This window comes from Bacillus sp. A01H (genome assembly GCF_045277205.1).
GTDB lineage: Bacteria > Bacillota > Bacilli > Bacillales > Bacillaceae_G > Bacillus_A > Bacillus_A paranthracis.
On the sequence record NZ_CP117702.1, the window covers coordinates 1,217,088 to 1,232,722 of the forward strand.

Here is a 15,635-nt window from a genome sequence, read left to right on the forward strand (position 1 = left end):
AATCATTGGGAGGTGGTTCGCTTTTTTATAAAGGGAGAGTGGGAATATGTTCAAAAAACTAGAATGTGTATCTATATATACGAAGGATATAGAAAAATCCGTTTCTTTTTATAAAGAAATGGGAATGGAGCAAAACTGGGTTATAGAAAGAGAACTAGAAGAAGGGGTTATTTGGACGTTAATCGGATTGAAGTTTCCAGATGAGAAAAGTTCGGAGTTAGTAATAAGCAATCATCCGGATATTCATTTTATGGAAGTCGAAGTATTAGTAGAAGATGTGCAACAAACGTATGAAAGTTTAAAAGATACTAAAGATGTTAAATGGATTCGTGAACCATTTCCAACAGAATCAGGACACGTTGCGGTAATGGAAGCACCTGATGAGAATGTGTTTGTATTGGTAGGAAAATAGCTGAAATATGGAGTGCCCTTTCATAGTGAGTTATGAAAGGTTATTTTTTATGAGTGGATTGTTAAATTTGTATTGCTTTATATGTAATACATTTGAAAATGGTAAAATAAAATAGCAATTAAATATTGCGGGTGGAAGGTTACGCCCTTTCTTCATTTGGTGAAGAAAGGAGGTGTAATCGTATGGAATTTCTTTTGCAAATTTTGTTGGAAATCACAAAAACTATAGCTAGAGAAGGTATAGTTATGGGATTTAAGAAATTAACGACAAAAAAGCGCAAAAAGAAGACCACCCGTCTGCCTGCGAAGCGTGGGAAGTCTTCTAAGCGCAAATAAGCTTTAGTTGCAACCTTCCACCTTGCGGTAATTAGTTGCAGTGACGGGGTGTTGGAAGCACCTCGTCTACTTCATTTTATGCAAAACTTAGTTAGTTTATACTTCTATTTATAGTATAACAGTTTAGAAATGTATTTGTTAATAGTTTTATTTTTACTTTGTATAGTAGAGGAAGTAGGTTAGCGTTGTCGATTTTTGTCGATAAGTCGATATATTTAGAAAATCGCTGATATAATTTGATTTGCGCCGATATATTTGAAAAATCGCTGATATATTGTGAGTTGCGCCGATATATTCGCAAAATCGCCGATATAATTTCATATACCGCTAAAACAACTCAGAAAGATGGTCTATATCATTTCATATACCGCTAAACTCTCCCAAAAAAGAAAAGACGCCACATAGCGCCTTTTCTATGAACGAAACGGAAATACAAGTATAATCGTCGTTCCTTTTCCAAGTTCACTATCAATAGAAATCGTTCCGTTATGAGCATGAACGAGCTGTTTTGTAATGGCGAGGCCAAGTCCAGTTCCAATGTTGCTTTCTTCTGTATTTGTTCCTCTGTAATATCGCTCAAATAGAAGCTCTTTCGTTTTATCATCCATTCCTTTTCCGTTATCTGAAATAGAGAGTGTAAATGAAGTAGCGTTTTGCGAAAGTTTTACGATGACATTAGTCGTTTCATTATTATGTTTTACAGCGTTTGCGAGTAAGTTTTCAATAATACGTTGGAACCATTTTTCTTCAATGAAATATTGAATTTTATTTGAGCTTGGTACGAATTCAATATTTTGATTTTGAAGTGTCGGATTATTAATGAATTGTAATAATACTTTTTGGACGAATTGATTCATTTCAATGTTTACATGCTGCGCAGGAAGACTAGTATTTTTTAATTGATACGTTAAGCTTAAGTCATCAATTAGTGTGGTCATATATTGAGATTTCTCTTTCATAACGCTGCCAAATTGCTGAATGTCACGATCGGTCCAGTTATACTGTTTTGATTCTAGTAATAATGCGTAGCCGTATATAGAACTTAGTGGTGTTTTTAAATCGTGCGTTAGACCAGTAATCCATTCTTCACGTGTTTGCTGCAGTACTTGCCTCATCGCATCATTTTTTTTGAGTGTAATAGAAAGGTGCTCTAGTGAATTTGTAACATCACTAAATAAGCGGAATGACCATTTTTCTTTACCAGATTTCCTGAACCTGATAGGTTTTCCTTTTTTACTAACAGGCTCTTCGTACTTTCCACCAGCTATGTTTTTAAGCCAGCGCATCGCATGTAATAACGGTTTTCCAAATTTATTACCGTACCAAATAGAAAGAATGACTAAATAAACAAATACGATAAGAAGGATTAATCCGCATCCGATTAGAAACTTTTTAGCAAATACATCGTCTATTTCATCATCTGGGTAGTAGTACTCATTTTTGGCAGTTACAACGAGAAGATGATTGCTATTTGTGTCGTAAAAGCTAGACGTGTTTTCTTTATGATTCCACGGTTCCCTTTCATTAAGAGCAGCTTGTATAACAGAAAACGTTTTTTTCTTTCCGTTTGGATAGGAGAATACTTCTTCGCCGCCACTATTAAAGATTTGAAGAGTAGCCTTTTCTTTAGAAAGTAACTGTTTTTCTTCTTCTGTTAATGCGAATGAATCTGTAGATACAGAAGGGTGCGTTTTCTGAATTGTTTTTAGTAGTGCATTGCTTTTTAACATGCCGCCGTAAATAACAAGTACGTTTTTTTCTTCTAATTCAATTTCCCAATATGTAAATGTATAAGGACTTTCTATGTGATTCTGTATATACGAGAATAAAGATGTTTTCGTATAAGATGTCGGTACGTCATTTGGCGTATTAAAGTGATAGAGAACTTTTCCGTTTTCCTCGACAACTTGAATCCAATCATTTTTCTCTTTAATTAAGTCTTTTACTTCAGCTTTTAACGAAATATTGCCATCTTCTGAAGAGATGTATCTTGCAATCATAAAATTTTCAGCATCTGGAATGTTCGGTTCGTATGAAGTACTCGTAACAAGAAAAATTAAATACGTGAATGCAGCTACTACAGCAATCAGTAATGTAACTAAAACAAATACGTGTTGCATGATAAACTGGATAATAAGTCGTTTATTAAAGTTCATATCGTCACCCTACTTTGTAATGAACTTATAGCCAAGCCCGCGAACGGTTTTTATATATTCTGGTTTACTTGGGTCTTGTTCGATTTTTTCACGTAGTTTTCGAATGTGGACCATAACGGTATTGTCATCGCCATTATAGGCAGGTGCTCCCCAAACTTTCTCGTATATTTCTTCTTTTGAAAATACGTAGTTCGGATTCTCGCAAAAGAAGAGTAATAGCTGAAATAGCTGGGCGGAACATTCGACAACACGCCCATTTACTGTAAGCTCTGCGGAATATCGATCAATTTCAAATCTACCAAATGAACTGGATTGTGCTTTTTGTTCGTGTGGCATAACTTGCTTCATATGTCTTCGGAGTTGTGCTTTCATACGAGCTACCACTTCAAGTGGATTAAATGGCTTCGTAATATAATCATCTGCACCGTGTGAAAATCCAGATATTTTATCTAAATCAGATGTTTTAGCTGTGAGGAAGAAGATAGGACAATCTGTTTTTTGACGAATGATTGGACAAATATCAAAACCAGATTGTCCAGGAAGCATGACATCTAAAATAATTAAATCGTAATCGTTTTGCTGAGTGAGAGATAAAGCTATTTCAGCGGATGTTGCAGTTGTAATATGAGAAAAACCTTCTTTTTCAAGAATGGTAGTTAGTAATTGTAAAATTGCTGTTTCATCATCAACGAGCAAAATATTTGCTTCATACATAAAAAATCCCTCCTAATTTCCTCGAATATCATATCATCTTTCGGTAACTTATGGAATTTTTAAGGAAATTTTAAGGTTTTCTTTCTCAAAAAATTAAGAATCAAATGATATGATAAAAGTAACATAGGGGAGGAGATGAGTGTGAATCCGTTTCAAACGATGCGAGCTAGATATTTTTTAATTGTATTTGCACTATTAACTGTAGTTGCAAGAGCCAGTAATGAATTGATAGAAAATACATTTCATATGCAAAATTCTACTTTTATAAATATTCTTATATTCTATATCCTGCCGATTACGTGGATTTATTTTGAGTATAAAAAACACCGTGTTTCATTTTCATTATTTATTAATAGAAATGAAACATTTAACCTGGTGCAAGTTTTATACATTACGATCATGTTATGCGTGTTTAGTTATGGATATCTTATTTTGTACATGTATAGCTTTGCATGGATTACACCGACATTTATTATGAACGCATTACGCGAACCGATTATGGATAGCACTGGAGGATACGTTTATCAAGTTATTATGGTCGTATTCATCGCACCAATTATTGGGGAATTTGTTTTTCGCGGATTTTTACTGCAACGCTTCGCAGCAAAATGGGGAACGAGTATAGCGATCATTGTTGTAGCAATATTGTTTGCATTGTTACACGTTGATTTCCTAGGTGCAATTGTATTTAGCGTTGTACTATCAATCGTATATATTCGTACGAATAGTTTACTCATGCCAATTGCTATTCACATGTTAAACAATGCATTTGTAATCGGTGCTTCTTTTTTAATAAATAAAGAAGAGATAATGAGTTTTACAGATTTCTCAAATTATACGACGTTCTTTCCAGGACTTATTATTTTTATAACAGGATTAAACTTAGTACTAATCTTTTTATTTGTTAACCGCAAGTATTGGAGTAAAGAAATGCCAGCTATATATGTAGAGCAGGAAAAAAGCTTTTCAGACGTAGTGGGGAGTAAATGAGATGAAGAAGACGATTGAAAGGGATGTATAAAATTATATGAATGAAACAATATCATCAAATAAGTTTTTTTATTTGATTGTGCTTAGTATAGTGCTAATAACGACAGTCAACGTTATTCTTCGCTGGGAGGAAGCTTATTTCTTTATGTATTTAGCGCTTCATTTGTTAGGAATTCTCTGTATCAGTGGTGGTGTAGTTGCTGAAAAAAAGAGTGAAGAAAGCGTTAATTATATGTGTGTGACCGGCCTTATTTTACTTTTAGCTGTACAAGGGATTATGAAATATAGTTCTTTTTCTCTGCAAGATTTTAGCTTATTAATGGATGTACTTCCTTAAGGAGGTACGTTATGTTATCTAAGAAGCAAATAGGATATGTACTAGTTTTAATTGGATTTTTTACGCTTATTGTAACGACTTTATTTTTTCAAGACTATGAATATATACGCTATATAAAAGGCGCTGGTTTAATATGCTGGGTTGTAAGTACGTTTCTTATCCCAGAGTATGAACCGAAGAAAGCGTCTAAAGGTAGGTAAAACTCTTCTATTTGTAGAAGAGTTTTTTTATGTAAATAAAAGGATCGCGAGCAATTCGCGTAATAAGCTTGTTCTAATTTAGCACGTACGAACTTACAATAATAATAGACAGGCAGCATAGAGGAGGGAATAGCGTGAGGAAGGTTATCGGGTGGTCGCTTTTTTTGTACGTTGGGTTTGCGTTATTTATATATTGGTATTTATTTGGATGGAATCATGAACTAATTCCTGACATGTACAAAGGAACGAGTGCAGATCCAGAAACGTTTATGAATGCAAGAGAGCTTACGCTAAGCCAAGATTATTCGCGCGTGAAAAATTTACTGTATTTTTTAGCGACGCCTCTTGAATGGATTATTTTATTATTTGTACTTGTGCTCGGTATTTCAAAAAAGTTTGAGAAATGGTCGAAGGAAACGACGAAAATAAGTGTCCTGCAAGTTGCGATTTATTTCTTTTATTTATCACTACTTACAACAGTTCTTGCCCTGCCGATGCAATGGATTAGCCGAAAAGTTTCTGTTGATTACGGCATTTCAACGCAAAGTACACAAAGCTGGATAAAAGATCATGTTATCGGTTTTTGGGAGAGCTATGCGACGATGTTAATTGTAGTTACGGTTCTTCTATGGCTTATTCGCAAATTCCCGAAGAGATGGTGGTTAGCAGGGTGGGCACTCTCTGTTCCGTTTACAATCTTTTTAACATTTATACAGCCTGTCGTGATTGATCCACTTTATAACGACTTTTCGACGCTGAAAAATAAAGAATTAGAAACGAAAATTTTAGCGATGGCAGACAAAGCCGATATTCCAGCGAAACATGTATATGAAGTCAATATGTCGGAAAAAACGAATGCGTTAAATGCATATGTAACAGGAATAGGACTTAACTCGCGCATTGTAATGTGGGATACAACGCTAAAGCAATTAAAAGATAAAGAGATTTTATTTATAATGGCTCATGAAATGGGGCATTATGTTATGAAACATATATATTGGGGCGTTGCGAGTTATGTGTTGCTATCGTTTATAGGGATGTACCTCATTAGTCGTATTATCAATATGTGTATTCGAAAATGGGGGGATACGCTGCAAATGTCAAAAGCAGCATGTTTCTCAATTTTACCTTTATTTTTCTTAATTTCTTCTGTCCTCTCTTTTGCATCACAGCCAGCAACAAACTATGTTTCTCGTATAGAAGAACGAGCGGCAGATCAATACGCTCTAGATATGACGAAGGACGGGAAATCTGGTGTAAAAACGTTTCAATATTTATCAAAAACGAGCTTAAGCCAAGTAAATCCGCCTGCGTTAGTAAAGTTTTTCTTATATACACACCCACCAATTTTTGAAAGAATTCATACGTTTGAACAATATGAAAAGGAAAAGAAGCGGTAGTGTACTGCTTCTTTTTTTATGCGTTATTCGAGTTTTGGAAAATTATAGTGTATAATATATGGAATATTCAGTGAAATGTTTAGGAGGTTAATATTTTGTTTCATTCAAAATCAATGCCGGCTATAAAAATGATCCTTTCGATGTCTATTTTCGGATCAATTGGATTTTTTTCTGTTCAAACAGGTTTACCGTCTTTTGAATTAGTATTCGTTCGTTGTATTTGTGCGACTATATTTTTAGCATTATGTTGGCTCGTAACAGGACAATATAAAAGTGAGCAATGGAATAAAAAAGAAGTCATGCAAATATTAGCATGCGGTGTATTTCTCGTTTTTAACTGGGTATTTCTATTTAAAGCATTTGAAGTTATGTCGATTACAATTGCGATTTCAGTTTATCATCTAGCACCCATTATCGTATTAATGATTGGTAGTATTGTATTTAAAGAGAGACTTACAATGTTTGCTGTTTTGTCCATTGTTATTTGTTTTATCGGTACAGTGTTAGTGGCTGGAGTAGATGGAAGTCTATCACTTGAAAAACTGATGTCATCTGGCATGGTATGGGCACTACTTGCGGCACTATTTTATGCTTTTACCACTTTATTAGGAAAAGGAATTCAGCATACGAGCGCCTATGCGATGACATTTTTACAAACATTTTTAGGTATATTTTTATTGCTACCATTCGTAGACTTTGGCAAGTTTCAAGGGTTAACAGAGATGAATTGGATGATGATTACAGCGACAGGTCTTATACATACGGGATTTGTATATTACTTATTTTTTGACAGTTTAAGAGATTTATCGACGAGATTAATTTCTGTATTAGTGTTCTTAGATCCTGCGGTTGCAATACTATTAGATACAGTCTTTACCGGGTTTAGACCGACTAGTATGCAAATAGTAGGAATTGTTCTTATATTTGTAGGAATGGCATTTACTTTTCGAAAAACGAAGGATGAAAAAATAGTAGTAGAAGAAAAATTATATTCTTAATTGTAAATAATTAGGTTGAAATGAATTTATAATTTTCAGATTTATTGTATAATATAATTTGCAGGGAAATAAAGGAAAAGGTAGATGAGAGAGATGAAAAAGCTAGTAAAGATAGCGACATCGTTAACACAAATTTTAACGAAAGCATATGAGTTGAAAACAAAGCATCCGCATACATTTACAGATATACCAGAAAATCATTGGGCAAGGGATGCAATTAGCGCATTGCAGTCTAATAAAGTAGCGGTAGGAACGGGAGATGGCAAGTTCCAGCCTGAAATGCTCGTTACACGCGGACAATTTGCAAAGTTTTTACAACGATCAATTGATAATTCTCCAGGGAAAATGGAATAGATAGAGAGAAAGCTCATAATGTGTAGAAGAGGTATCTTCCGCTCATTATGAGCTTTTATTAATAGAGAGGTTACTATTGTCGTATGTTGTAGGTAAGTCGATATAATTGCATTTTTTGTCTAGAAAATGAACTCTTAAAACGTGAAGGATTTCTTTTGAAAAAAGTAGAATATTTATATTATAGAAACACCTTTACATGAATACAGGAAAGAAAATTAGTTTGCGTACAATTTGGTATAAAAATTGAAATTGAGAGCGAATTGGCTCTCCTTTAGTAGTGATTTTCACAATAATAGATTTTTTAAATGTAATATATTGCATAAATGGTGCAAAGGCAACATATGTAATATTGGAAAGGATTTCAGTCTATTATTTTCCGTTTTTTAAAATGGAGGTAAAGGGGAGAGGGCAATGAAGAAGAACATGTTACGTATAATGGCAACGATGACTATTATGGGCGGCTTGTTTGTAAGTACGAATGTTCCCAACGTAAAAGCAGAAGAATATCCAGAAATGATTGTGTTTGATGATGTTCCAGTAAACTACTGGGCATATGACGATATAATGGATGTAGTATACAATAAAGTAATGTTAGGGTATGGAAATGGTAAGTTTGGTGTAGGTGATAATGTAACAAGAGAACAAGTAGCAGCAGTGCTGTATCGTACATTGAATTTGAAAAGGGAAGGACCTTTAAAAAATCCATACAAAGATATTTCTGAGAGAGCAACAATGTTTTTAGATGAAATTTTAGTATTAACAGAGCATGGTATTTTTAAAGGTGATGAAAAAGGAAACTTTAGACCAACTGCACCAGTAACACGCGCAGAAATGGCACAAATTCTTACGAATGCATTTACATTTGAGGTGAAGAAGAACCATACATTTAAAGATGTACCAAATAATCATTGGGCAAAAAATGCGATTAGTGCACTACAGTCTAATCATGTCATAGTAGGAACAGGAAATGGGCAATTTGAACCGAATAAAGTTGTAACACGTGAGCAATATGCAACGTTTTTAAATAGAGCTGTTTTTTATTTTCCAGTAAAAGATGAAGATTATGAATGAAAGTTAAAGTATAAGGATGTTTAAATTATATTGATATAATATATATTAAGAAAAAAGCGCGGGGATTCCACGCTTTTTTCTTATTTAAAATTATTTGTAATTATATTGATTTTCTATTCGTAATTTAATTTTCCGATTTTAGTGGATAAGAAGAGATTGAATAAAGTGACTTTTTATTGTTTAAATATACGTTTTAGTAACTTTATTGTTAATCAAGTGTAAATGAAAGTATATGAAATATAGTTTATAAATTAGACAAAAATCACATGGAAATTATATTGTTACGCTTCCATTAATTCTTTATATTAGAAAAAAATATGTTTTTAGGGAGAGAATACTGTGAAGAAAAAGTTTTTAAAAGTAGCAACAGCTTTAACAATTATGGGTGGAGTGGCATTTAGTGCTGAAGGGACAACAGCAAAAGCTGAATTAGCTGCAAAGCCACAACAAGCAAGTCAGGCATTCTTTAAAGATGTACCAGCAGGACATTGGTCTTATGAAGCAATTCAAACTTTAGCAGAACAAGAAATTATGCTTGGTTATGGAAATGGTGTGTTCGGTTTTGGACATAACGTAACACGTGAACAAGTAGCCGCTTTAATTTATCGCACAATGGATTTCAGTGAAGTATTCGAGGAAGGCGATATTCTTGAAAATCCATATAAAGATATTAATGAAAGATCAACAATGTTCTTAGAAGAAATTTTAGTATTAACAGAATTAGGTATCTTTAATGGTGATGGAACTGGAAACTTTAGACCGAAAGATACATTAACACGTGCAGAAATGGCACAAGTGCTTACAGTAGCATATGAGTTAGAAGTAAAAGAAACAAAAGGATTTAAAGATGTACCAAAAGGACATTGGGCAGAAAATGCGATTAATGCAGTAGGTTCAAATGGTATTTCGGTAGGAGATGGAAAGGGTAACTTTGCTCCAAACATGAAAGTAACACGTGAACAATATGCGCAATTCTTATTTAAAACAATTTTTGAATAAATAATAGAAAAAGAAGCTGGTGTTGTATAACACCAGCTTCTTTTTTATGTGTAATACCGGTGGAAGAATACAGTTTTACAAAAAAACAATTAAATTTTCAAAAAAAACTTCCTTTTCTGAAGATTTGTTATATAATATAAAACATAAAATAAAATCTGTTATAAAACAGTTTAAGAAGGGGATGCTAATATGTCGACGCAAACTTCACGGGTTACATTGCCCGGAGAAATGTTGCCAGCGTACAACGAAATATTGACACCTGAGGCGCTTAGTTTTTTGAAGGAACTACATGGAAATTTCAATGAGCGCCGCATAGAACTTTTACAAAAGCGTGCGGAGAAACAAAAGAGGATTGATGCAGGGGAGTTTCCGAAGTTTTTAGAAGAAACGAAGCACATACGTGAAGCTGATTGGACAATTGCTAAATTGCCAAAAGATTTAGAGGATCGCCGCGTAGAGATTACTGGCCCAGTAGATAGAAAGATGGTTATTAACGCTTTAAATTCAGGAGCACATCTTTTTATGGCGGATTTTGAAGATTCGAATTCACCAACTTGGGAAAATGCGATTGAAGGTCAAATAAACTTACGAGATGCAGTAAAGGGAACGATTTCACATAAAAATGAAAACGGAAAAGAATATCGTTTAAATAGTAAAACAGCAGTATTAATTGTGCGTCCAAGAGGATGGCATTTAGAAGAAAAACATATGCAAGTTGACGGAAAGAATATGTCTGGTAGCTTAGTAGATTTTGGACTTTATTTTTTCCATAATGCGAAAGCTCTTTTAGCAAAAGGAAGCGGTCCATACTTTTACTTACCGAAAATGGAGAGCCATTTAGAAGCAAGGTTATGGAATGATGTTTTCGTATTTGCTCAAAAATATATCGGTATTCCAAACGGAACGATTAAAGCCACGGTGTTACTGGAAACGATTCACGCTTCGTTTGAAATGGATGAAATTTTGTATGAGCTTAAAGATCATTCTGCTGGATTAAATTGCGGAAGATGGGATTATATTTTTAGTTTTCTAAAGGGTTTCCGTAATCATAATGAATTTTTACTTCCAGATAGAGCGCAAGTCACGATGACGGCGCCGTTTATGCGCGCGTATTCTTTGAAAGTCATTCAAACGTGTCACCGTCGTAATGCACCAGCTATTGGAGGAATGGCAGCACAAATTCCGATTAAAAACAATCCAAAAGCAAATGAAGCTGCTTTTGAAAAAGTGCGTGCTGATAAGGAGCGCGAAGCTTTAGACGGTCATGACGGGACTTGGGTTGCCCACCCGGGACTTGTGCCAGTCGCGATGGAAGTATTTAATCACATTATGAAAACGCCGAATCAAATTTTTAGAAAACGTGAAGAAATACATGTTACAGAAAAGGATTTATTAGAAGTACCAGTGGGAACGATTACAGAAGAGGGTCTTCGTATGAATATTAGCGTAGGCATTCAATATATCGCATCTTGGTTAAGCGGACGGGGAGCAGCACCAATTTATAACTTAATGGAAGATGCGGCAACAGCGGAAATTTCTAGGGCACAAGTATGGCAATGGATTCGCCATGAAGGTGGAAAATTAAATGATGGCCGTAATATTACATTTGAATTAATGGAAGAGCTAAAAGAAGAAGAGTTAGCAAAAATAGAAAGAGAGATTGGTAAAGAAGCCTTTAAGAAAGGGAGATTCCAAGAGGCGACAACGTTATTTACAAATCTTGTTCGGAGTGATGAATTCGTACCATTTTTAACATTACCGGGTTATGAAATTTTATAAAAAGTGAAAAGGGGATGGAACAAATGAAAAATGAAAGAATCGAGAAATTACAAGAAAGCTGGGAACTAGATACGCGCTGGAAAGGGATCACACGTCCATATTCGGCAGAAGATGTAATTCGCCTGCGCGGGTCAATTGATATCGAGCATACATTAGCGCGCCGCGGTGCTGAAAAGCTTTGGGCGTCGCTTCATACGGAAGATTACATTAACGCACTTGGCGCATTAACAGGAAACCAAGCGATGCAACAAGTAAAAGCTGGGTTAAAAGCAATTTATTTAAGTGGATGGCAAGTAGCAGCAGATGCAAACCTGTCTGGACATATGTATCCAGACCAAAGTTTATATCCAGCAAACAGCGTACCTGCTGTCGTAAAACGAATTAATCAAACGCTTCAACGTGCGGATCAAATTCAGCATATGGAAGGAAGCGGTGATACAGATTATTTCGTACCAATTGTAGCAGATGCAGAAGCTGGATTTGGCGGACAATTAAACGTATTTGAACTGATGAAAGGTATGATTGAAGCGGGTGCATCAGGTGTGCACTTTGAAGATCAATTATCTTCAGAGAAAAAATGCGGTCATTTAGGGGGAAAAGTATTACTACCAACGCAAACAGCGGTACGTAATTTAATTTCGGCACGCCTTGCTGCAGATGTAATGGGTGTACCGACAATTATCGTTGCAAGAACAGATGCGGATGCAGCAGATTTAATTACGAGTGATATCGATCCTGTTGATAAAGCGTTTATTACAGGAGAAAGAACACCAGAAGGATTTTACCGTACGAAAGCGGGTCTTGACCAAGCGATTGCACGTGGTTTAGCATACGCTCCTTATGCAGACCTCGTTTGGTGTGAAACATCTGAACCAAATTTAGAAGATGCAAAACGATTTGCGGACGCAATTCATAAAGAGCATCCAGGGAAATTGCTTGCATATAACTGTTCACCTTCATTTAACTGGAAACAAAAACTAGATGAGAAAACAATTGCGAGCTTCCAAAAAGAAATCGCATCTTACGGTTATAAGTTCCAGTTCGTAACACTTGCTGGATTCCACTCATTAAACTACGGCATGTTCGAATTAGCACGCGGCTATAAAGAGCGCGGCATGGCAGCATACTCTGAACTACAACAAGCAGAATTCGCAGCAGAAAAACACGGCTACTCTGCAACTCGCCATCAACGAGAAGTAGGAACAGGTTACTTTGATGAAGTAGCACAAGTGATTACAGGTGGTACTTCATCAACGACAGCATTAAAAGGATCTACAGAAGAAGCACAATTTACGAAATAAAAGGAAGGGGCCCCTTTTTGAAGGGTGCCCCTTATTATTTTTCGCACGATTCGAGAGTAAATAAAAATATATCGACGATTTTTTCGATATATCTATCATAACTTAAAATATATCAACGATTTTTCAAATATATCGACGATTCGACAAAGGATATCGACTTACCGACAAAAAAAGACAATATGATCAAATCCACTCAGCTCCATGATCACGAATAAACTTCATATCTTTTTCATAATGTTCTAAATGTCCTTCGTCAATCATTCTTTGGAAATTTATGTCGCCTTCGTTTGCTTTTCTTTTCATATATGTACATAATGCTTCTAGACGTAGTAGTACCATACCTAAGTAATCTTCATCCATACTTTTACCGTAGGACTGGACGAATAATTTTATTCTTTCTTTCATACGGCCAGCATGTTGTGCCGATTCATAATGAATTGTCTCGTCTGATTCCGTATAATACACTCTACTTAAAGGCACGCAAGTATACAGTGTATAAGCGATATCCCAACTTCTTGGTCCAGGGGCAGCAACATCGAAATCAATAATTCCTACTGGCTTCTCGTTATTAAATATAATGTTATATATAACAAAATCATTGTGGCATAAAACCTCAATATTATTTGGGGTATGGTCCATAGGTTTCCAATCATCTAATAACGGAAAGTCACTTACAGCATCATGATAAAGGCGAAGCATCTTTGCTATTTCTTTTAACACATCATTAGATCGCATATATTCTTTTAAAGGATAATTCCCAGCCTCTCCTTCAATAAAAGATAAAATCTCTCTATTTTTCTCATCTATACCTAAAAATTTTGGTGCGTAATGAAAACCTTTGTTTTCTAAATGCTGTAATAACTTATGAATTTTTACACTGTCTGGCTTCAATTCTCGCCCAACAGTATTTTTAGAACGATATACGTTTGAGACGTTTCCCACTGTAAGCTTTTCTTCGTTTGTGTAGTTTGACATTTCATCCCCTCCAGTAAAGTACTGTCAGATTACATTTTAACACTTAGAAAAAGGAATAAAGTGGCATTCGAAAGATTTGTTTATTTTTATTCAAATAAGATATTGATAATTGCATACGTGATTTAATTTGTCAGTTATTTTCAAAAAAGATTGTACATTTTATTTTAATGTGCTATGATAATATCAGTTGAATAGTTAAATTAAGCAATCCATATATTATCAAGTGCTGAAAACGAACGAGAAAAAGTATGTGAGAACTAGTTTATGTTTCGTATTTGATAATGTGTGGATTCTTTTTTTAGATAGGAAAACTAAAAATTTAAAAAAATGTATTTTCTTAGGAGGAAATAATTATGGCAGTAACAGGACAAGTAAAATGGTTTAACAACGAAAAAGGCTTCGGTTTCATCGAAGTTCCAGGCGAAAACGACGTATTCGTACACTTCTCTGCAATCGAAACTGAAGGTTTCAAATCTCTAGAAGAAGGTCAAAAAGTTAGCTTCGAAATCGAAGAAGGTAACCGTGGACCTCAAGCTAAAAACGTAATCAAACTATAATTTTATAGTTGATGATGGAAAAAAGGATGGCTAATGCCATCCTTTTTTTAGGTTGTGGAGAAAGTTTCCCCAGAGCCTGTTTTTTATATCTAAATCTCTTTTTCTATGTTACAACGGGTGAAAAATTATCTGGAATGCGTATTAGTTTCTGTAGAAGAATTAGTTCAGCAAGAGCATTTGCTGCGTATGATAGTAAATAACTATAAATTTGTATTCTCTGTTGAAATGGGGAAATCTTTTCCAGATAGACCTTGAGTAACATCTTTTTTGTTAGTATTGTTGTTAGAATTTTGTTCGTCTTGAGATGATGTTTCTAACATTTGTTCTTGCTCCTTACTAGGGGTATTCAGAGCATCTGATGGGACGCTATTAATCTGTTGGCTTAATAGACTTTTTTTCTCCATATTATACAGCTCCTTTTTGGAATTAGATAAAAAACGAATGTAATCATAAATAATCACCTACATATTTTGTGTTTTGAAGCGGAATTATATACAAAACTTATATTGCAGATTTAACGAGTTAAAAAGTTGCTAGTGATTTATAAAGGTGAAGTTCTTAATAAAAATGGGTAACACGTACAAGTACTTTTTAACGTAGTGGATAATTTTTTATATGTAATAATATTAGAAAATAAAGGGGATACAGGGACACTCGGAAGAAAATATGAATATGAAGAAGAGTAAAAGGCTTTCCAAAATAGAAGGCCTTTTACTCTTCTTTTTCAACTTTTTTCTTCGCGCTTTTCTTACATTCAGAGCATTTCGATTTACGAAAAGGCTTTGCAAAAAATAATAGAATGAAAAATAAAGCGAATATAATGCTAGCTGAGTTGTTCACGATCACAATGCTGCTATTTTTCATGTGAATCGTTGGTTGCATTTCTTTTTCTTTCATAGTGGACCTCCATATATTGGATTTTTATTTTAATTATAGCAAAGTTAATTGTCTTAATGATGCGAAATGAGGAAGTAGTTGTAAATATTTATAGGTAGTATAAATAGATTTTGTATAGGTTTATTATTATAAAAATAATATATTTTTATTTTATAATTTA

The 15,635-nt window shown here is 34.5% G+C and carries 17 protein-coding genes and 1 pseudogene; 13 read left to right on the forward strand and 5 right to left on the reverse strand.

Features of this window, described 5'->3' with window-relative positions; all coding sequences use genetic code 11:
• Positions 1-46: 46 nt before the first annotated feature.
• A complete protein-coding gene (locus PSR14_RS06460; RefSeq protein WP_098487482.1) occupies positions 47-412 on the forward strand; it encodes a VOC family protein in 366 nt (121 codons plus the stop codon).
• Between the two features lie 182 nt (positions 413-594).
• A complete protein-coding gene (locus PSR14_RS06465) occupies positions 595-747 on the forward strand; it encodes a hypothetical protein (protein WP_000394952.1) in 153 nt (50 codons plus the stop codon).
• 413 nt (positions 748-1,160) lie between these two features.
• Here the strand turns inward: PSR14_RS06465 and PSR14_RS06470 are convergent, their stop codons facing one another.
• Positions 1,161-2,903, reverse strand: coding sequence for a sensor histidine kinase (locus tag PSR14_RS06470; RefSeq protein ID WP_406644171.1), 1,743 nt, complete (start codon positions 2,901-2,903; stop codon positions 1,161-1,163).
• Between the two features lie 9 nt (positions 2,904-2,912).
• Positions 2,913-3,617 (reverse strand): response regulator transcription factor, encoded by a 705-nt coding sequence (locus tag PSR14_RS06475; RefSeq protein WP_000272687.1) that lies wholly within the window; start codon positions 3,615-3,617, stop codon positions 2,913-2,915.
• 141 nt (positions 3,618-3,758) lie between these two features.
• Here PSR14_RS06475 and PSR14_RS06480 point away from each other — a divergent pair, with 141 nt between their 5' ends.
• The 10 genes and pseudogenes from PSR14_RS06480 (at position 3,759) to aceA (ending at position 13,046) form a co-directional block, all read left to right on the forward strand.
• Complete coding sequence (locus PSR14_RS06480; RefSeq protein ID WP_001067975.1) at positions 3,759-4,607, forward strand: CPBP family intramembrane glutamic endopeptidase; 849 nt, start codon at positions 3,759-3,761, stop codon at positions 4,605-4,607.
• A 37-nt stretch (positions 4,608-4,644) separates the two neighbouring features.
• A complete protein-coding gene (locus PSR14_RS06485; RefSeq protein WP_001006054.1) occupies positions 4,645-4,944 on the forward strand; it encodes a hypothetical protein in 300 nt (99 codons plus the stop codon).
• Positions 4,945-4,955: 11 nt separating this feature from the next.
• Positions 4,956-5,144, forward strand: coding sequence for a hypothetical protein (locus PSR14_RS06490; protein ID WP_000949420.1), 189 nt, complete (start codon positions 4,956-4,958; stop codon positions 5,142-5,144).
• A gap of 134 nt (positions 5,145-5,278) precedes the next feature.
• The gene (locus PSR14_RS06495) at positions 5,279-6,544 is read left to right on the forward strand and encodes a M48 family metallopeptidase (RefSeq protein WP_001233284.1); all 1,266 of its coding nucleotides are present in this window, start codon (positions 5,279-5,281) and stop codon (positions 6,542-6,544) included.
• Between the two features lie 95 nt (positions 6,545-6,639).
• Entirely contained in the window at positions 6,640-7,542 is a 903-nt protein-coding gene (locus tag PSR14_RS06500) for a DMT family transporter (protein WP_076856150.1), read from the forward strand.
• A 123-nt stretch (positions 7,543-7,665) separates the two neighbouring features.
• A pseudogene (locus PSR14_RS06505) lies at positions 7,666-7,896 on the forward strand (S-layer homology domain-containing protein); the annotation flags it as partial.
• A gap of 411 nt (positions 7,897-8,307) precedes the next feature.
• Positions 8,308-8,967, forward strand: a complete 660-nt coding sequence (locus PSR14_RS06510; protein WP_000739933.1) for an S-layer homology domain-containing protein — start codon at positions 8,308-8,310, stop codon at positions 8,965-8,967.
• A gap of 339 nt (positions 8,968-9,306) precedes the next feature.
• The gene (locus tag PSR14_RS06515) at positions 9,307-9,966 is read left to right on the forward strand and encodes an S-layer homology domain-containing protein (RefSeq protein WP_000726288.1); all 660 of its coding nucleotides are present in this window, start codon (positions 9,307-9,309) and stop codon (positions 9,964-9,966) included.
• A 189-nt stretch (positions 9,967-10,155) separates the two neighbouring features.
• On the forward strand, positions 10,156-11,745 hold the full coding sequence (gene aceB, locus PSR14_RS06520) for a malate synthase A (RefSeq protein ID WP_048557247.1): 1,590 nt from the start codon (positions 10,156-10,158) through the stop codon (positions 11,743-11,745).
• Positions 11,746-11,768: 23 nt separating this feature from the next.
• Positions 11,769-13,046: an isocitrate lyase gene (gene aceA / locus PSR14_RS06525; protein WP_000787354.1), complete on the forward strand. Its 1,278-nt coding sequence runs from the start codon at positions 11,769-11,771 to the stop codon at positions 13,044-13,046.
• 183 nt (positions 13,047-13,229) lie between these two features.
• Here aceA and PSR14_RS06530 read toward each other — a convergent pair whose 3' ends face one another.
• A complete protein-coding gene (locus PSR14_RS06530) occupies positions 13,230-14,021 on the reverse strand; it encodes a phosphotransferase (protein ID WP_406644173.1) in 792 nt (263 codons plus the stop codon).
• A gap of 353 nt (positions 14,022-14,374) precedes the next feature.
• Between PSR14_RS06530 and cspA the strand changes: the two genes are divergently transcribed.
• The gene (gene cspA / locus PSR14_RS06535; RefSeq protein ID WP_000301522.1) at positions 14,375-14,578 is read left to right on the forward strand and encodes an RNA chaperone/antiterminator CspA; all 204 of its coding nucleotides are present in this window, start codon (positions 14,375-14,377) and stop codon (positions 14,576-14,578) included.
• Between the two features lie 200 nt (positions 14,579-14,778).
• On the opposite strand, the gene PSR14_RS06540 is transcribed toward cspA, so the two are convergent.
• Both PSR14_RS06540 and PSR14_RS06545 read right to left on the reverse strand, forming a co-directional pair.
• Positions 14,779-14,982 (reverse strand): hypothetical protein, encoded by a 204-nt coding sequence (locus tag PSR14_RS06540; RefSeq protein WP_000412679.1) that lies wholly within the window; start codon positions 14,980-14,982, stop codon positions 14,779-14,781.
• Positions 14,983-15,289: 307 nt separating this feature from the next.
• Positions 15,290-15,475 (reverse strand): hypothetical protein, encoded by a 186-nt coding sequence (locus tag PSR14_RS06545; RefSeq protein ID WP_000659565.1) that lies wholly within the window; start codon positions 15,473-15,475, stop codon positions 15,290-15,292.
• Between the last annotated feature and the right edge of the window lie 160 nt (positions 15,476-15,635).